The sequence below is a fragment of the Stenotrophomonas sp. Sm6012 genome (assembly GCF_030985895.1).
GTDB lineage: Bacteria > Pseudomonadota > Gammaproteobacteria > Xanthomonadales > Xanthomonadaceae > Stenotrophomonas > Stenotrophomonas forensis.
The window spans coordinates 25,805-40,432 of the sequence record NZ_JAPTFX010000026.1; the positions used below are offsets into that span (position 1 = coordinate 25,805).

The following is a 14,628-nucleotide window of genomic DNA, read 5'->3' on the forward strand; positions in this document are numbered from 1 at the left end:
TTTCCTGCCACGTTCGTTCGCTCACACAGTTGGATATCGACTCCATCCAAGCTATGAAGCAAACGCACGTTGGCAAGACCCCACTAATGGAACTGCGAACGCAACAGCAAAGCGGTTTCGCGCTGTTTTGCGCCAGAAACCTAATGGAAGACCATTAGGCGCCGAAAGGCTGGCGGCTCAACGGCTTGCACGGCCTTTCGGGGGCTCTTTCCATTAGGGTCGTCAAATCCGTGAGGAGCGTGTTGTCCATGGGCTGACCAGCTGCTTTGCGCTCGCGTCGTCGCTCTTTCGACCGCCACGCAAACAGTCGTCAGCCGCCCGCCTCTCGCCAATGAGTTCGCGCCGTTGCTTCTCGCGTCCAGCGCATCCCACGCACTCCACTCTCGCAATCGTCGTGTCGTTGCTCGTGCTGCCCTTGCCAACATCGCAAGCCGCGCCACACTCAATGCAGCGCCACTCTTCCCCCAACCAATGACGCCCGCCTGCCCTACCCTGACGCTCGCCGACTTCCAGAACGCCATCGACTCACTCGATGTTCCGCACAGTGCCACCCTGCCCCTCTACGCTCGCCACCGTGTCCTTGAAGCTGCAGGTGAACACTGCCCTCTGTGTCGCCAGCCCTACATCCGCGACGTGCCCCGCTCGTTCTCCGCGCCCGTCATTGCCACGTGCGTCCACCCCTTCCTGGGCGGGCCACTGACTGCCGAGAACGCCTTCGCGTGCTGCCGCCGCTGCCAGCAGTCCCGCGCGTCCTCCGACCTTCTGACCGTCCCTGAACTTCCTGAAGACCTGCGCGAGCAGCGCGCCCGCACCCTTCTGCTGTCGCACAACCACCTCGTGCCGCTGCCCTCTTCCGTGTCGCTGCCTGCTTATCGGGAAGCACTGCGAGCCCGCCACGCGATGCCGCGCTCGCGGGTCTACGCCGCCCAGACCGACGATGGAATTTGCATGCTGGGGGTGTCAGCGCGCTACGGCGACAAGCAGTCCAAGGGGCTGGCGAACCTGCTCGCCCGGCTGGCAGGCAAGTCCTTGGCACGCGAGAAGAGGCGGGCCGTCTACCTGCTGACTGACGACAGTTTCCGCCGCGTCGTGTGGCAACTCATCGACGCTAACGCTTGGGTGGTGGGTATGGGTCGCCGCACCGACCCGCGCGATTTCCTAGACCACTGGTGGCTGACATCGGCCAGCGTCAGTGAGCTGCGCCGGGGGAAGGCCGGTGGCGTGAGCGTGCCACCACCAGTGCTGGAAGCACGCCCCGTCAAGCCCAGCACCGAGCGTATGCGGCGACTGGCCGCACGAAGAAAAGCCGCCCAGGAGCGCGCAGAAGCCGAGCAGGAATACGAGGAAGCCAACGCTGTCATGGTGGCCATGCTGTCGGCCCGTCGCCAGCGGAAGGCCTTCCCGACTGACCCAGAGCTGGAAGCGGAAGCGCTGGCCAGGTATGGGCAGGCCAGCCGGCGGTTGAACGCGGCCCTGGGCTATTCCCCTGCCGGTATCCGATGAACGGTGGCCCGCCCCGTCCCAAGCCCCCGTTTTCCATGGTCGTGGGGACATTGTCTAAGAGAACACCGGAGGCGCGTCATGGCGTGGGTTCGTGGTGTAGCTGTGCTGTTCGCGCTCGGCCTTACTGTGGGGTGTGCGAATAAGCAGGTTCTTCGCAATCAGGCAGTGATGTCCAAGAAGCTAGGGGCGACAACGACAGGGCTCGAACAGCTTGCTGGATCAGCAGTTCGTGATCGTCGTGTTTCGGCACTCATGGCATTCACTCCCCCGGACGAAACAGCCAGGAATGAGTTCTTGGCATTCGCCTGCGACGGTGACATGGCCGAGTTCTCGGTTGGACAAGCTATTGGGACTTATCGTCGGCGGCTGACCGAGCTCGACAACCTGGCAACGGCACCTCCGGATACCAGCTTCTCAGCCTTGGTCGCGTCCATGAAGCGATCCAGTGCCGCGAGAAAAGATCTCCCGCAGGATCGCGCCCAGGCGATGACGGCCTTCGATGAGGCTCAGAAGAAGGCCAAGGTTGCATCGCATCTTTCTGTCCGCCGATGCAGAGCCATCGTCGCCCACGACCTTAGTAGTAGCGCGGATAGAATTCCCGGGGACAGAAGTTACCAATCCATGGGCATGGGTCTTGACACCTACCTCACGCTCATCAACTTTCTGCGCACAGGGATGACCTTGGCCGAACAGACGAAGCGCGCCTCAATTGTCAGGGATTACACACAGAAAGTGGCGCAGCCAGACTTCGAACTAGCCCACGCCTACCTTGCGACTGAGCCCAACCTGGATCCTATTGCCGAAACGATCGCCGGTAGAAACCCGCTGGCCGATGTTCCGCCGCAAGCGTGCCACGCTCAAAAGGCGTTCATGGACCCTGCTGGCAAGGACCCTGTCCCGCCTGCTACCGGTAAAAACCTGGCTAACCAGCTAGGGAACGACATGACACTCGGCTTTGGGCAACCGCACGGTCGACTTTCGCTGCTGACAGCTCAAGCCAGGGCCACGGCCGTTCGTCAGGCCTTCATCCACTACACGGCCGCCAAGCTTCTCCACCCTCAGGCTGGGGCCGGCGCACTTTCAGCTGTGCAGAATGAGGCCGTCTTGCGTTCCGCTGCCGATGCCGCAGATGCTATGGCCCGGGCGGATGGTCTAATTTCCATCGATGTTGATTGCGAGGTACTTCCCAAGCTGGCCTCGTCGCAGCAAGCATTGAGCAAGGCGGTGATTGAAGGAACGAGCTCAGCTGACGCTGCCGACGGCTTCGCGGACGCATTGACTAACCTGCAGTCCATCCTCGAGGCACTCGACAAGATGAAGAAGGCGGGATGGTAGAAGGGCGCCTGACTTAGCCCGCCCGGGCCAGCGCCGCGTCCGTGGCCACGACCAGCTGACGGATGAAATGGATGTGGCGGCGCAGGTCGTCGCGGGTGACTGCGTGCTTGCTAGGTGTGCCGTTCTGTGGCCGCACAGAGCGGTGAGCGATGTCCCCACGCTTCTTCGCCAGCCTGTTCAGTTCGTTGCGGGCGGCGGCCGGCTCCATCATGTTCCACTTCCAAGACTCGGTGATGTCCACGCCCAGATACTTCTGGAATAGCGGTCGAACACGATCGGTCGAGGGGGTGTGGAAATACTTCAGGTCGTTGGCCAGGCTATCACGCATGAACTGGGATAGCTGCCCGTCCCCCGTTCCTGTGACTGCTTCTACTGCCTCAACCAACCGGTCCTCGAAGTAGGTTTCGAGCGCGGCCAAGGCCATGACCAAGCTGGCTCGCTTGAGGACTTCATTCTCCGGTGGCGACGGGACGGCGTTGAGTTTGTCGAAGTGGTTGATCAGATCAACCGCGTCCTGGATGGCGTGGTCGAAGGTCAGGCTGGCTCTCGATGGCATGGCTGTTCAGGTTCCCCGATTGGCCAGATTGTGGCACCCAGCCAACGGAGCGGACAAATCAGGCGGCGACCGCCAGCCGTGAGTCCTGGCGCCGGGCTTCTCGCTGGAAGTGCCGGGGCTGCATGTGTTGCTGGACGCTGGGAGGAAGCGCCGACCAGCCCAGGGCTTCAATCAGGTTCTTGCCCCGGCCTCGGACATACACCGTCTTGCCGGTGTTTCGGTCTACGGCTCTGACTATCGGCCGACAGCCCTCCGCGCCCAAGCTTGCATCATGTTCCAGTAGCCACTGCGCGATGTTGTTCTGGACCAATGCACCCGCTCTGTCGCCCCGTTTTACCTCCTCTTGGTACAGCAGGCAGGCCAGCATGAGCGCGGTGATGTCGTCTTCGCCCCTGACGTCCACCACGACACTGTACGTATCCGGCAGCGAGTGCAAGTTGTACTCGATGTGCTGGCGCTGTTGGCCCGTGCGTTTCAGGTAGTCCTCATAGATGGAGGCCATGGCCTCTTCCAGTCGGGAAAGCGAGCCATGTTCGATGGCCTGCCGCAGGCAAGAGAAGTAGGTTGGATTGAAGTTCATTTCTGGCTCCGTGGAATGAGGGCGGTGGCGAGGCAATAGGCTTTTTGCTTGAACTCATCGACCCGCCTCACGTACCTGGGATGGTCTTTCCACTCTTCCAGGCAGTCGAACTCTTCGTAGATGGCAATGCCGGAGGTTCGCGAAACCGACCGAGTCGTGTTGACCTCCTGAACCCAGTTTGGGGAGATCGCCCGAATGAGGCGGTAGCGCAGCGTGGGCAGGGCAGTGTCGGCAACCGGGTTCACGATGACGGCGTAGGTGTGGCCGGAAACAGGATCGGTGTGGTGTTCAAGGATGCGCACAGGAGGCCTTACTTTGCGCGGGCGATGTGCTCTTCGGCCTGCCGCTTCCTGCGTTCCGCTTCGATGCGGGCTACCTCTGCCAGAACGGCTGGCTGCCGTTCCATGTCAGCCATTTGCTCGAAGTAGGTGGCGTTGGCCTCTACCTGGTCGAAGGCCTTGGCACCCAGCCAAATAATGGAGCCAGAGATGGCCAGGGCGATGCCGGCAACGAGGGACTGTTCAGTGATATTCATGGGGAAGTCTCGATTGGGGGGAGGAAGGGAAGTTTGTTGAGACGATGCCGGACAGGAATGGGTCAATCGATTTGGAAGCCCAGATGCCCGAAAGCCACCGTCAGCCGACTGTCGTAGGGAAGGCCAACGGCTCGGCAGAAGCAGGCCTGCCACAACTGCCCCAGATGGGTGTCGGATGCGTCAAGAAGGTTTACTTGAACGCTCAGGTGGTCGGAACTATCAGCGTCCCGTTGGATACCGTGGCGCGTGCAGAAGCGTGCGGCTGCCTTCTCAACAGCGGCTGCGTCTTCGTTGGAGAAAGGGCGGATAACTGAAATTGTCATGTGCGGTCTCCGATCAGGCGACGATGGCAGGCAGGATGGTGGCGGTCAGAACAGCCAGTCCGGTGAGGGCCATGGCCAACAAGCCATTGGTACGCAGGGCAATGAAGCTGTGTTCTTGGGAGTGGGCAATACGGTCAAAGATGCTCATGGCTTGGCTCCGGTTGTGATGGGTGGCCTTCTTTGCTTAAAACCCTCGGTTTATGGGGTTTGAATGCTTTCGATTGCCTATATCCAGTATGTGGAGAAAGCCGATTTCGGCAAGCTGTCAACCCCTCAGAACTGCGAAACGCTACGAACAACGCGAAAAGAAAAAGCCCCGTTCGGGGCTTGGTGTGGAGCGATTGTGTCCGTGGGCATTTCAGCACTTAAAAACCAAGTGCGGAGCAACGGCCAAGGCCCTAGTTCCAGATCTATGCTTTTGGTCTTGATATCCGTGGATATCAGTCGATATCGCGCGATATCACACGCCAACACTCTTGCCCGGACTCCAAACGGTCCAGCGCTTCTTCGATCAAGGCTTGCAGCGCCACGCTTCGATTGCCATTGACCACCCGTTCCAATCGGTCATGAAGCGCTTTGGACGTGCGCAACAGCATAGGCTTGGTATCCAAAGCTGCGCCGGCCTCCACGTAGATCTTCGGCGGGCCGGGCTCACGCTGGATGCGTACACCCTGGGCTTGCGTGGTGAACGAGACCTTGGCTAGGTCGTCGGCGTCTAGGTCATTCCAGCTCACGTGCGGCCTCCCCCACAGTGCGAATTGATCGGATCAGGATCAATACAAGTTCCAGCTCCCGGTGGTCGCGAATGGCCAGTGCCTGCTCTTCGGGAGTAGCGGTCCTCAGGTCGATTTCTTCCAGCTCGCCGTTTGAGCGGCAGATCAGGGCGCGAGTCATAGGATGGTTCCTTGCTGTCTGGCTCTCATTCATGGGGTTTGTTCGTCAGGGCGATTGCTGCATCCACTGCTGTCCGCAGTAGAGCGATTTCGTTCTGGGCTTTGGACAAATGGGGAATGCCCCGCGCGTCCACGGCCGTCAGGCCTCGGCCGTAGCAGGTCGGGTACACATCCCGGTCCTTCACCACGGGGCGGTCGAGAAAGTGAGCGGCCACCAGGTCGCGCTGTTGTTTGCGGTCCGATCGGTACCGGCAGGCCACAGGCACCACGACCAGCCCACGCTCTTCCAGGTGGCGTAGCCCCCGGCGGTGGATCAGGAAAGATGGCGGATCCAGCAGAGTCGGGACGACAGCAATGCGCGAGGGATAAGCTTCTTCCAGCCCGGGCGGGTGATCGTGGATGTACACGTCAAACCCACTCACTCGGGCGTTGGTGGGCACGAACGGCAGCTCAACCCCAGCCCGCTGCGCAATCTTGCCGAAGACCAACGCAGACCCCTGCGGGTCGTGATCGACTAGGCACGTGCGCAACCCGTCTCGGGCAAACGACGCGGCCAGCTGCAACGCCAGCATGGTTTTTCCCACTCCACCCTTGGGAGACACGACCGACAGGTGGACCATTAGTCCAGGCTCCGAGTGGACTCCTGGATGTAGCTGGTCTGGTTGTCCACGCCTCGCTGGGCCAGCGAGCCCACGTCCACGGAAGCAGCCAAGCCGAACAGCAGGCCCAGGAAGGAGTACAGGTACAAGTTGGCGTTTGTTTTCTTGGTTCGCATGGGGAAGTCCTTTGATATCGGGTGATATCAGCGGATATCACTTGATATCCATGCAATCAGCTAAGCCGATTTCGGCAACCCCTGTTGCTGCGAGCGGATACAGAAAAGCCGCCAGGCGGCGGCTTGTTGTTCAGTCCTCCAACGTCACTTCCTGGCGTGCCACTGTTTCATGACCTCCGAACGCGTGATGATCTGGGCATTGCCTGGACCGATGGGCTGGGCAGTGTTCAATGGCACCATGACCAGGTTGCCGCGAATGCGGTTGGGCCAATGCACTACCCATAGCGCCCACCACGTGGGAAGCGTAAACGCCCAGCCTCGTTTCAGCCTCAGATACCTGTTGCGCTGTATGCGATACACACCAGCCGGCGACGCCCGGTCTTCCATGATCCGGTTGCCTTGAATGCGATCTAGCTCTTCCAGCGTGCATCCATACCTCTGGTGCAGCTGCTCTTCGGTGAGCTGCAGCCGCTTCTTTCGATTGCTTGCTGGCTGAGGCGGATGAGGCAGTACGCCTCGCTCCATCAGCACGTTCCTGACCCTTTCCTTGGACAGGCCGACGCTTTCGGCAATCTCACGTAGCGATCTCTGCCGTTGCCGCATATCGACAATCCGCCGACTGGTCCGTGCATTAGTCATAGAAATGCTTGCGCATGTGAGCGTCTAGCCGTGCAATCTGCTGGGGCATGTGGGCCTTGGCCAGGTCATATGCCGTTCCATCGACATACACGGCGTCGTCGAAGACGATGGAGCCGTCGTGCTTCTTCAAGAACGACTGCAGCTTGCGTGGCTTGCCGGAGACAATCACTTCATGAAGTTTCTTGGTTCGTTCGCGGTCGTAGTCAGGGATGGCGAAGCGGGACATGGGCAGGTTCTCGGGGAGGTTCCTACCAACCTAGGCTCATGGCCGATTTCGGCAACCCCTGTGCCTGCGAGTGGATACAAGAAAGCCGCCTTGCGGCGGCTTCGCTCCGGTTAGTCCTCGCCAGAGAACATCAAGGTCAACACGGGTTCGCCGCCGTCGCCACCAGACACCATCAGCCGCAAGCGAACCGTCTCGGGAACGATGCCTTCTGCTTCGACCGGCACCACCAGCACATCGAAGTCCGCCACCGACGCGCAGGCCTTGGCCGCGCCGTTGGCTGCCAGTCGCGCCATCATCAACACATCGTGGACGCGGCCTTCGGTGGACTGTCCATTGCCGGGCTTGTGGCCGACCGGCCAATCCAGTGAGTGCCAGACCGTCTCCGTGCAGGCAAATGGGATCTTGAATCCGTACTTGCGGGCGGTTTCAGTGAGGTCTACCAGCACGCCGTCGGCCAGCGCCTGGGTGCGCGTGTAGATGGAAATGGGCTTTCCCCAGAACGCTTCCATCCGATTCTGGTCCAAGGACACAATCTTGTTCTCGTCGTCTTTGCTCATGATCTTTCAGTGCTTCGTGTTGTTGCCGGCGTGCATGGCCGGATGGGTGAACCGCTGGAAGTAGCCATCGAGCCAGCAACGCGCGGCGTGGTCGCCCGCATCAAAGCCGATACGATCGGCCCAGAAATTCACCGGCCAGTCCAAGCCGAACGGCACCTGCTGGGCGTACTGCCGGGCAAGGAACCGCAGCTGCTCCATGTCTGCTGTGGTGGAGCCGGTGAAGGGCATGACGCTGCAGGCCGTGGGGGACGTCCGGCGCACGTAGCCAGGTGAGACAGGACCTTTCCGGTGCCTCATGGGGTCACCTGCTTGGCTTCCATACGCTTGAACCACGCCAGCCCCAGTTCCTCGATAGGGTCAGCCACCACCTGGAAGTCCAGTGCGGGTTCGACGCGGTGCATGCCGTCCACCACCAGGTCATCGCCCCAGTAGCCATTGCCCCCGGGCGTCCAGACAGCTCCATCGCCGTCAGCGGCGCGTACCTGTTGGATCGCGTCGGCGATGTTGTCGGCCTCCACCTCGACGGTAGCGGTGTGGGGCACGATCCGGTCTAGCCGGAGATTGAAGCGATACGTGGCCATCAGTGGCACTCCTTCTTCCAGTACCAGAAACTCTCAACGAACCGCTCAACGGTTCGTGGCTCGATGGGGCCGCTTGCCAGTAGCGATCCCGCTACCGACTCGATCCGCAGTCGGTTCTTCTGCTCTTTGATCACCACGCCCAAGGTCTTCCCCTTGCGCACGATCCGCCCGTCGTCGGCCAAGTGGGCGTCGTAGGAAGTTAGTGCAGCTTTCCAGCTCATTGTTGGTTCCCACACGGGGACACGCCCCCGCGATGTTCCCGTATGGGGACCGGCCGCCGGCAGGCGGCGCGCTGTCAATGGAAGAAGCACCAGTGGCTGGCGCGGCCCGCAGACGCAGTCGAGGACACGGGTCGCTGGAGCGACCATTGACAGGACAAGCGCCGGCGGAAGGCATTCCCGCCTCGAAGAGCGATCAGAAGAATGGTGGGCCAGCGACCAAGCCCGCAGGGCCGATCCGTGATCGGTCGAAAGACGACGGGCGCGATCCGCAGGAGGCCCTATGCCATTTCCATTCCTGGCACGTGGATCAAGGAGGGAACCGACGCCTGTTCCAGTGCAGGGACTTCCACCGATCGAGGATCAACTTCTACCTCTGGTTCGTCCAGCAACGGCTCAAACCGGTAGCGTTCAAGCCCGACGAAGTCACACACCTTCTCTGCTACCGATGCGGCCGAGTAAAGGAAGTTCGGGTCTTCCTTCGCAATCTTGATCCAGTGATGGATGTACGCTGCGTGCTGACTAGGATCGTGCCCTATTCCCAACTCAACGCCCATGATGTGCGATGCGGTTTCAGCAATGACTTCCTCGCGAGCGTAGCTCTCTGACCCGAATGCGCCTGACAAGTCGCGATCCAGTCGGGATGGATGGCCAGTTGCATGGGCCAGTTCGTGCAGTGCTGTGCTGTAGAAGGCTTCCGGACTGACAAAGCGTTCCGGGTACGGCAATCCGATCTGGTCAGAACGCGGTGAGTAATGGGGCTGTGATGCTCCGTACACAATCGGAACGCCCGAGGCCTTCAGCAAGGCCTCGCACCTTTCGATCCGCTGCACCGGGGTTGTCTCCGGGCGCGGCGGAGGCGGTGGAAGACCCTCCACCTGGGAGGCATTGAAGACGTTGAAGAAGAACGTCTTGACCTTGTCGCTCTCGGGTCTGACAACAGGTACATTCCCGTGCTCGTGAACCGGCGAAGACCTGGCTCCCTTCTCGTCGGGATAGATCGTGTAACGCAACTGGATGGACTTCGATCCTTTCTTCACGAACGCGCCAAGCGCCTGCGCTTGCTTGAAGGTCACCCAGCGATTGTCTTCCCAGCCATTGACCATGCTGGCGATCCACAACATGACCCGGTTTCCGCCCCTGTACACCTTACCCGTTGTCGGGTTGTACGGCAGGTTGTTCACGGTGCGGGGATCGCCCGGCTTCAAGAACGGCAGGAAGGGCTTTCCTTGCGCCATCAGTTCAATCAGGAGTTGCGCCTGTTGCTGCGCCAGCTCCGCGTACTTCATTCGTCTTCGGAGCTTTCGTCTGTGATGACCAGATCTCCCCGCTCCAACGAGATTCGTACCTTCTCCACGGCCTGCTCGATATCCAGCAAGTAGTCATCGGCCGTTCCTGGCTGGATCACCACCCCGTCAGGAGTACGAACGACACGGTAGCGAAGCGCCGCGTCCAAGGCGTCGCTCAGTGAGATGGCGTCTTCCATGGGAGGACTCCGAGTGAAGGAACTCCCACATTAGGCAGCGCCGTGCCATCTGGAAGATGGCTCTCCGAAAAATGCGAAGCGAAGCGCAAACTACAAGTGGCGCTGCGGCTCGCACTGCCGCAACCCAGGTCGGACGACGGCTACAAGCCCCTCCCTTCGTTCCTTCGCCCGTAAGGCGCGATGGCGCTGCAAGATCGTGGCCAACTGCTCAGCGATTGCTTGCGTGGGCACACGGCTGGTGTAGTCGAACACATCCAGTCCAGCGTCGTCGTGAACGGCGTCGTCCGCCCCCAGCCCAAGCAGCTCGTCCACCATGTCCACGGCGCCGTACTGGATGTTGAACAGCAGCGGCGTCAGGCCGCTGACATCGCGATGTTCCAGATCAGCGCCAGCTTCATACAGCAGCGTCGGTACGCCCGGAACAGTGGCGAAGTACAGTGGCGTGCGGCCATGGCCGCCGTACCAGCGTGCGTCGGGGTCGGCACCTGCTGCCAACAGCAGCTGGACCACGCCATAGGACACGTCCGGCTGGTGAAGGATAGTTGAGCCTTCCAGGTCTGAGCTGTCCGGGTCTACGCCCCTCACTCCCAGGACGTGGGCCATGGCCCGCACATCTCCCCTGGCTCGCAGCAGCGCCGTGTAGTTGGGGTGCGTTGGCCCTGTGCGTTCTCGAACGAGATCCAGCAGGGCGCGATGTGCCTTGGTCATCGAATCATTGTGAAAGGGTTGCCGTTGCGGACAACCCCGTAGGGCTGGGTCAGACCCAGCCACGCGCAGCCAACGAGGTGTAGCCTTCGGCGGACACCACGAAGTGGTCCAGGAGACGAATGTCCACGAGGGCGAGCGCTTGCTTGCAGCGGGTGGTCACTGCGTTGTCGGCGGCGCTGGGTTCCAACGAGCCCGACGGATGGTTGTGAGCCATGATGATCGCTGCGGCGTTCAGCTCCAGGGCGCGTTTGGCGATTTCCCGCGTGTGGACTTCCGAACCGTCAAGGGTACCTGCGAAGAGGTCTTCCACCGCAATGACCTTGTGGCGTGTATTGAGGAAGGCGATCGAAAGCACTTCCCGGTCGTGGCTGGCCAGCCGGTAGCGGAACATCGAACCTGCGGTGGACGGATCAGAGAGTTGCATGTCATCGCTCCGGATACGGGAGCGCATGAGGGTTTCGGCTTGCTCGATCAGGCGGTTCTGCTCAGTCGTGAGCGGCTTGGGAACTCTCATTGGTGTTTCCTCTGGCGCGCCGGATTGGCGTGCGCAGGACCGCCGCCGGGGCCACCAGGCCGGGCCGCACCCGAGCGCTTGCGCTCGCGGGCGAAACACAGTGGAGCAGGCGCCAGCCTTGCGGCTTGGACCGACCCGGCAAAGTGTCCGTAGCCCGACCGCGCGCCAGAGATACGCATGTTCCACAAAAGGAAACGGCGCCTGAGCGCCGCTTCCCCCGTACAGAAGCCCCATGAAGGTTGTCGAGACCCAGCTTCCTACGGGAACCCGATCAATGCAGAACGTATCGCTCGCCTGGCGCTTGCCGCCACTGCCAAGACGACAGCCACGAGGGTGAGTGTGCGCCGACCTGACCGATGACGCAGTTGCGAAGATGCGTCTGGCCCAAGGCCACGCGACCCTCGAAGCGCACTGCGGGAACATCGCTCCCAGGAGCGTAGCAGGACACTCGATACGTACCATCCGAGCGTTTGCCAATGGCATGCCATCGACCCTTGCCGTTGGCCACGTGCCGCGTAATGCGACCGGTTTCGACATGCTCCACGAGCATGATTGCACCGGCCACCGGCAGGCCGTGAGAGTCCACGATCTTGCCGCGGAAGTCCGAAGACAGTTGACCCGCGTGAGATGCAAATGGCAGGAGTAGCAGGAGGGCGAGAAGGACGAATTTCATTAGCGACCTCCGATCCGAAGGCCAACACCGATGACGGCCTTGTTGCCACCGCCGAAGGAGGCACCTACAGCAATGCTGGCTCGTTCATTCAATCGGCGAGACCAGCCCACAGCAAGAGCCGTCTCACCGCCAGAGAAGCCCACACCGACAGTCATTCCTCCCTCGCCAGGGGTGGCGGCCATCATGCTCATGGCACCCATCTGTGCGCCCAAGCCGTTCAAGCGTTTGTCGATTTGGCCGAACCGGTTGTTGATATTCTCCCAGCGGTCGTTCCATAGGGTCTCGTCAAAGCTCGATCCGCCCAACCCTTGCAGGGCTTCCCACAACTGGCCGCCATTGATTGCATCGGTCGAACCTTGTGAGATTGAACCGTTGGCGACTTGCGTCACCTTGCGATTTCCCATGGCGACTTCGTTTGCTTGTGTGGTTCGAGTGTTGGCGCCAATGGCGACAGAGTTGGTATGACTTGCATTAGATCCATGTCCAAACGCAGAAGCATTCGCAGCAGATGCCGAGCTTGCAGAACCGTAGGCGTTAGCGCCGTCAGCGGAAGCACGTGCGTTGTTGCCGGTGGCGTTGGCGGCACGTCCCGAAGCGTTTGCCGTTGCACCCATGGCGCTGGAATAATCTCCGGTCGCCTCTGCCGCAACACCCGTAGCCGTGGCGCTGTTGCCAGAAGCATTGGTCTGTGTACCTGTTGCCGTGGAGTTCGATCCAGTTCCCTTGGCACCAAAGCCGGTGGCCGTGCTATTGACGCCCTTAGCCTCCGTTTCAGCCCCCGTAGCGGTAGCTCCCGACTCAGTTGCTTCGGCATAGTTGCCCGTGGCGGTCGTAGCCTGGTCGGTTGCTCTGGCTTGGTCACCATAAGCAGTCGATCCGTTCCCACTCGCTTCCGAGAACGGACCGCATGCCGTGGAACTGGATCCCGTGGCGCTTGCTCCATCACAAGCGTAGGACTCCAATTGCGGGTTAAAGGTTTGTGCATGAGCGGCACCGGCCATCAAGCCAAGCGCCAGGAGAAGTGCAATCATTTTCATGAGGAAGAGAATGTGGGGAGACCACACCCAACCTAGAAGCGATGCCGATTACGGCAACCCCTCCAAGACGAAGGGACGGTTGTTCCGCCCCTTGTCTGATCAAATCTGCGAACCCATTCGTCAGAATGGAATGTCGTTGGATTGCTCTCTGCCCTTCTCTTTCGCCTTGGATTGCGTGCGCTCTCGCTTCGGACGTGGCTCGCTGGCAGGCTTGACCGGCTGCTGCGCCATTTCCTTCCTGGGTACGTTCGCGTAAACCAGTGGCTCGATGCCGACTTCCTTCAAAGCCGCATAGGCGTCATCCAGCGCCCGCACTACCTCTTGCGGATGTGGTCGGTGCTCGATGAAGGGCTTCAACTCCTGGGCGAGTTCGGGTTCGACTTCTCGCGGCAGGCCCAAGCGTGCCTGGCCAGTCATGACCGCGCACTCGCGGCGCAGTACCATGCGGGCGTTGTCCTGCACGTCATCCTGCGCCGGAAACTTTTCGGCCATGACCTCCTTCAGCCGTGCGTTGTACTGATCCATGGTCGGCGTCTTCTTGCGCGGCGTGATCAAGGCATCAAGCCCAGCTTGTCGGGTGGCTTGCTGCTCGGATGTCAGTCCCTTCTGCTTGGGCAGGTTCAAGCCCTTGATCTGGTCAGCGTTGAACACTGTGGCCGGTACACGCTCGGATAGCTGGCCATCCTTGCGGATCCATTTCAGGATCTTCGTACCAACCTCCCCTTTGCGGATGTAGCCACCGGCCGCATTGGCCTGCTCGGTGGACAGCCAATAAGGGCTCTGAAAGCCCTGCGCCTTGGCGGCCATGGCCAGCTGCAGCGCGTTGTCAGCTTCGAAGCAGTAGCCAGACACACCGCGAGGCTCCCCGCCAATCTGCGGCAGTGGCGTGTCAGGGTCTTGCCATCGAAAGAACGGAGGGGCTATCCCTTCCCGCAGGTTGTCGTAGAAACTCCTGGCTTGCAGCCTCTGGTACTCGTGTCGATCCATCTTTCACCTTCCACTTGATGTGTACGTCATACCCTCGCTCGAACGCGGATCTGGCGTACTTGCAGCAAGTCTCGATGGTCGAGTGATGCTTTCCCGGCACGAACCATTCGTCAGCCAACTGCATGCGGGTTGCGTGCTTTTCGCACACAACCTCAAAGCGGTCGGCCGCCATCAGGATTTCGTCGTCGGTGAAGTTCGGATCAGACATGGGACGGGTTCCTCTATGCCCCGTCCAGTCTGCGGCAGGTTGACTGGCCCGCAAGTTGGGTCCTGCGAACTGGTACGGTCTTGCGCCAACGCAGTGGGCACGGTAACGGCGCTGTCGCGCCGTGGACGGTCGCCTGTGGCGGCCTGCGATCTGGGAAGGAGCGAAGGCCCTGGCGGCGCTGACGCGCCGCGGCTACGCCTTGGGCTGGGGGTGAAGCGTTGCGTGTTTTCCAGGCCGAAGGCAGGCCGCCTCTGGCGGCCATGGTCCTGGCCCCAGGCCAGTGGTCCGCGCCCA

At 61.0% G+C, this 14,628-nt stretch carries 25 protein-coding genes; 2 read left to right on the forward strand and 23 right to left on the reverse strand.

Features of this window, described 5'->3' with window-relative positions; all coding sequences use genetic code 11:
- Positions 1 to 633 precede the first annotated feature (633 nt).
- Positions 634 to 1,503, forward strand: a complete 870-nt coding sequence (locus tag O0J73_RS07205; protein ID WP_308308345.1) for a hypothetical protein — start codon at positions 634 to 636, stop codon at positions 1,501 to 1,503.
- Between the two features lie 78 nt (positions 1,504 to 1,581).
- Positions 1,582 to 2,838 (forward strand): hypothetical protein, encoded by a 1,257-nt coding sequence (locus tag O0J73_RS07210; protein ID WP_308308346.1) that lies wholly within the window; start codon positions 1,582 to 1,584, stop codon positions 2,836 to 2,838.
- Between the two features lie 13 nt (positions 2,839 to 2,851).
- On the opposite strand, the gene O0J73_RS07215 is transcribed toward O0J73_RS07210, so the two are convergent.
- From O0J73_RS07215 to O0J73_RS07325, 23 genes are all read right to left on the reverse strand, one after another.
- Positions 2,852 to 3,394 carry a HEPN domain-containing protein gene (locus O0J73_RS07215; protein WP_308308347.1) on the reverse strand — a complete coding sequence of 181 codons (543 nt, stop codon included), beginning with the start codon at positions 3,392 to 3,394 and terminating at the stop codon, positions 2,852 to 2,854.
- 58 nt (positions 3,395 to 3,452) lie between these two features.
- Complete coding sequence (locus O0J73_RS07220) at positions 3,453 to 3,974, reverse strand: hypothetical protein (protein WP_308308348.1); 522 nt, start codon at positions 3,972 to 3,974, stop codon at positions 3,453 to 3,455.
- Positions 3,971 to 4,276 (reverse strand): hypothetical protein, encoded by a 306-nt coding sequence (locus O0J73_RS07225; RefSeq protein ID WP_308308349.1) that lies wholly within the window; start codon positions 4,274 to 4,276, stop codon positions 3,971 to 3,973. Before O0J73_RS07225 ends, O0J73_RS07220 begins: the two co-directional genes overlap by 4 nt.
- Positions 4,277 to 4,284: 8 nt before the next feature.
- Entirely contained in the window at positions 4,285 to 4,509 is a 225-nt protein-coding gene (locus tag O0J73_RS07230) for a hypothetical protein (RefSeq protein WP_308308350.1), read from the reverse strand.
- Positions 4,510 to 4,571: 62 nt separating this feature from the next.
- Positions 4,572 to 4,832: a hypothetical protein gene (locus tag O0J73_RS07235; RefSeq protein WP_308308351.1), complete on the reverse strand. Its 261-nt coding sequence runs from the start codon at positions 4,830 to 4,832 to the stop codon at positions 4,572 to 4,574.
- A gap of 13 nt (positions 4,833 to 4,845) precedes the next feature.
- The gene (locus O0J73_RS07240; protein ID WP_274381855.1) at positions 4,846 to 4,980 is read right to left on the reverse strand and encodes a hypothetical protein; all 135 of its coding nucleotides are present in this window, start codon (positions 4,978 to 4,980) and stop codon (positions 4,846 to 4,848) included.
- 292 nt (positions 4,981 to 5,272) lie between these two features.
- Positions 5,273 to 5,566: a hypothetical protein gene (locus O0J73_RS07245; RefSeq protein ID WP_308308352.1), complete on the reverse strand. Its 294-nt coding sequence runs from the start codon at positions 5,564 to 5,566 to the stop codon at positions 5,273 to 5,275.
- A complete protein-coding gene (locus O0J73_RS07250) occupies positions 5,553 to 5,726 on the reverse strand; it encodes a hypothetical protein (protein WP_162376397.1) in 174 nt (57 codons plus the stop codon). The genes O0J73_RS07245 and O0J73_RS07250 overlap by 14 nt, the downstream gene beginning before the upstream one ends.
- Before the next feature lie 25 nt (positions 5,727 to 5,751).
- Positions 5,752 to 6,345: a ParA family protein gene (locus O0J73_RS07255; RefSeq protein ID WP_308308353.1), complete on the reverse strand. Its 594-nt coding sequence runs from the start codon at positions 6,343 to 6,345 to the stop codon at positions 5,752 to 5,754.
- A complete protein-coding gene (locus tag O0J73_RS07260; protein ID WP_308308354.1) occupies positions 6,345 to 6,500 on the reverse strand; it encodes a hypothetical protein in 156 nt (51 codons plus the stop codon). Before O0J73_RS07260 ends, O0J73_RS07255 begins: the two co-directional genes overlap by 1 nt.
- Positions 6,501 to 6,644: 144 nt before the next feature.
- Positions 6,645 to 7,025: a hypothetical protein gene (locus O0J73_RS07265; protein ID WP_308308355.1), complete on the reverse strand. Its 381-nt coding sequence runs from the start codon at positions 7,023 to 7,025 to the stop codon at positions 6,645 to 6,647.
- Between the two features lie 106 nt (positions 7,026 to 7,131).
- Complete coding sequence (locus O0J73_RS07270) at positions 7,132 to 7,365, reverse strand: hypothetical protein (protein ID WP_308308356.1); 234 nt, start codon at positions 7,363 to 7,365, stop codon at positions 7,132 to 7,134.
- 110 nt (positions 7,366 to 7,475) lie between these two features.
- Positions 7,476 to 7,922, reverse strand: a complete 447-nt coding sequence (locus tag O0J73_RS07275) for a DUF6573 family protein (protein WP_308308357.1) — start codon at positions 7,920 to 7,922, stop codon at positions 7,476 to 7,478.
- A 6-nt stretch (positions 7,923 to 7,928) separates the two neighbouring features.
- Positions 7,929 to 8,150 (reverse strand): hypothetical protein, encoded by a 222-nt coding sequence (locus tag O0J73_RS07280; RefSeq protein WP_308308358.1) that lies wholly within the window; start codon positions 8,148 to 8,150, stop codon positions 7,929 to 7,931.
- 65 nt (positions 8,151 to 8,215) lie between these two features.
- A complete protein-coding gene (locus O0J73_RS07285) occupies positions 8,216 to 8,503 on the reverse strand; it encodes a hypothetical protein (RefSeq protein WP_308308359.1) in 288 nt (95 codons plus the stop codon).
- Positions 8,503 to 8,724, reverse strand: a complete 222-nt coding sequence (locus O0J73_RS07290) for a hypothetical protein (RefSeq protein ID WP_308308360.1) — start codon at positions 8,722 to 8,724, stop codon at positions 8,503 to 8,505. The genes O0J73_RS07285 and O0J73_RS07290 overlap by 1 nt, the downstream gene beginning before the upstream one ends.
- Before the next feature lie 278 nt (positions 8,725 to 9,002).
- Positions 9,003 to 10,010 carry a zincin-like metallopeptidase domain-containing protein gene (locus O0J73_RS07295; protein ID WP_308308361.1) on the reverse strand — a complete coding sequence of 336 codons (1,008 nt, stop codon included), beginning with the start codon at positions 10,008 to 10,010 and terminating at the stop codon, positions 9,003 to 9,005.
- On the reverse strand, positions 10,007 to 10,207 hold the full coding sequence (locus tag O0J73_RS07300) for a hypothetical protein (protein ID WP_308308362.1): 201 nt from the start codon (positions 10,205 to 10,207) through the stop codon (positions 10,007 to 10,009). Before O0J73_RS07300 ends, O0J73_RS07295 begins: the two co-directional genes overlap by 4 nt.
- Before the next feature lie 90 nt (positions 10,208 to 10,297).
- Positions 10,298 to 10,915, reverse strand: a complete 618-nt coding sequence (locus O0J73_RS07305) for an ankyrin repeat domain-containing protein (protein WP_308308363.1) — start codon at positions 10,913 to 10,915, stop codon at positions 10,298 to 10,300.
- Positions 10,916 to 10,964: 49 nt separating this feature from the next.
- Positions 10,965 to 11,429 carry a JAB domain-containing protein gene (locus tag O0J73_RS07310; protein ID WP_308308364.1) on the reverse strand — a complete coding sequence of 155 codons (465 nt, stop codon included), beginning with the start codon at positions 11,427 to 11,429 and terminating at the stop codon, positions 10,965 to 10,967.
- A 672-nt stretch (positions 11,430 to 12,101) separates the two neighbouring features.
- Positions 12,102 to 13,139, reverse strand: coding sequence for a YadA-like family protein (locus O0J73_RS07315; protein WP_308308365.1), 1,038 nt, complete (start codon positions 13,137 to 13,139; stop codon positions 12,102 to 12,104).
- Between the two features lie 120 nt (positions 13,140 to 13,259).
- Positions 13,260 to 14,126 carry an ArdC-like ssDNA-binding domain-containing protein gene (locus O0J73_RS07320; RefSeq protein ID WP_308308366.1) on the reverse strand — a complete coding sequence of 289 codons (867 nt, stop codon included), beginning with the start codon at positions 14,124 to 14,126 and terminating at the stop codon, positions 13,260 to 13,262.
- Entirely contained in the window at positions 14,029 to 14,334 is a 306-nt protein-coding gene (locus tag O0J73_RS07325) for a hypothetical protein (protein ID WP_308308367.1), read from the reverse strand. The genes O0J73_RS07320 and O0J73_RS07325 overlap by 98 nt, the downstream gene beginning before the upstream one ends.
- Positions 14,335 to 14,628: the final 294 nt, after the last annotated feature.

Bases quoted from the DNA above. Each gene is read 5' to 3' on its own strand.
- O0J73_RS07210 (WP_308308346.1), top strand. From the start codon at position 1,582: ATGGCGTGGGTTCGTGGTGTAGCTGTGCTGTTCGCGCTCGGCCTTACT.
- O0J73_RS07215 (WP_308308347.1), bottom strand. From the start codon at position 3,394: ATGCCATCGAGAGCCAGCCTGACCTTCGACCACGCCATCCAGGACGCG.
- O0J73_RS07220 (WP_308308348.1), bottom strand. From the start codon at position 3,974: ATGAACTTCAATCCAACCTACTTCTCTTGCCTGCGGCAGGCCATCGAA.
- O0J73_RS07230 (WP_308308350.1), bottom strand. From the start codon at position 4,509: ATGAATATCACTGAACAGTCCCTCGTTGCCGGCATCGCCCTGGCCATC.
- O0J73_RS07235 (WP_308308351.1), bottom strand. From the start codon at position 4,832: ATGACAATTTCAGTTATCCGCCCTTTCTCCAACGAAGACGCAGCCGCT.
- O0J73_RS07240 (WP_274381855.1), bottom strand. From the start codon at position 4,980: ATGAGCATCTTTGACCGTATTGCCCACTCCCAAGAACACAGCTTCATT.
- O0J73_RS07250 (WP_162376397.1), bottom strand. From the start codon at position 5,726: ATGACTCGCGCCCTGATCTGCCGCTCAAACGGCGAGCTGGAAGAAATC.
- O0J73_RS07255 (WP_308308353.1), bottom strand. From the start codon at position 6,345: ATGGTCCACCTGTCGGTCGTGTCTCCCAAGGGTGGAGTGGGAAAAACC.
- O0J73_RS07260 (WP_308308354.1), bottom strand. From the start codon at position 6,500: ATGCGAACCAAGAAAACAAACGCCAACTTGTACCTGTACTCCTTCCTG.
- O0J73_RS07265 (WP_308308355.1), bottom strand. From the start codon at position 7,025: ATGGAGCGAGGCGTACTGCCTCATCCGCCTCAGCCAGCAAGCAATCGA.
- O0J73_RS07270 (WP_308308356.1), bottom strand. From the start codon at position 7,365: ATGTCCCGCTTCGCCATCCCTGACTACGACCGCGAACGAACCAAGAAA.
- O0J73_RS07275 (WP_308308357.1), bottom strand. From the start codon at position 7,922: ATGAGCAAAGACGACGAGAACAAGATTGTGTCCTTGGACCAGAATCGG.
- O0J73_RS07280 (WP_308308358.1), bottom strand. From the start codon at position 8,150: ATGCCCTTCACCGGCTCCACCACAGCAGACATGGAGCAGCTGCGGTTC.
- O0J73_RS07285 (WP_308308359.1), bottom strand. From the start codon at position 8,503: ATGGCCACGTATCGCTTCAATCTCCGGCTAGACCGGATCGTGCCCCAC.
- O0J73_RS07290 (WP_308308360.1), bottom strand. From the start codon at position 8,724: ATGAGCTGGAAAGCTGCACTAACTTCCTACGACGCCCACTTGGCCGAC.
- O0J73_RS07295 (WP_308308361.1), bottom strand. From the start codon at position 10,010: ATGAAGTACGCGGAGCTGGCGCAGCAACAGGCGCAACTCCTGATTGAA.
- O0J73_RS07300 (WP_308308362.1), bottom strand. From the start codon at position 10,207: ATGGAAGACGCCATCTCACTGAGCGACGCCTTGGACGCGGCGCTTCGC.
- O0J73_RS07305 (WP_308308363.1), bottom strand. From the start codon at position 10,915: ATGACCAAGGCACATCGCGCCCTGCTGGATCTCGTTCGAGAACGCACA.
- O0J73_RS07310 (WP_308308364.1), bottom strand. From the start codon at position 11,429: ATGAGAGTTCCCAAGCCGCTCACGACTGAGCAGAACCGCCTGATCGAG.
- O0J73_RS07315 (WP_308308365.1), bottom strand. From the start codon at position 13,139: ATGAAAATGATTGCACTTCTCCTGGCGCTTGGCTTGATGGCCGGTGCC.
- O0J73_RS07320 (WP_308308366.1), bottom strand. From the start codon at position 14,126: ATGGATCGACACGAGTACCAGAGGCTGCAAGCCAGGAGTTTCTACGAC.
- O0J73_RS07325 (WP_308308367.1), bottom strand. From the start codon at position 14,334: ATGTCTGATCCGAACTTCACCGACGACGAAATCCTGATGGCGGCCGAC.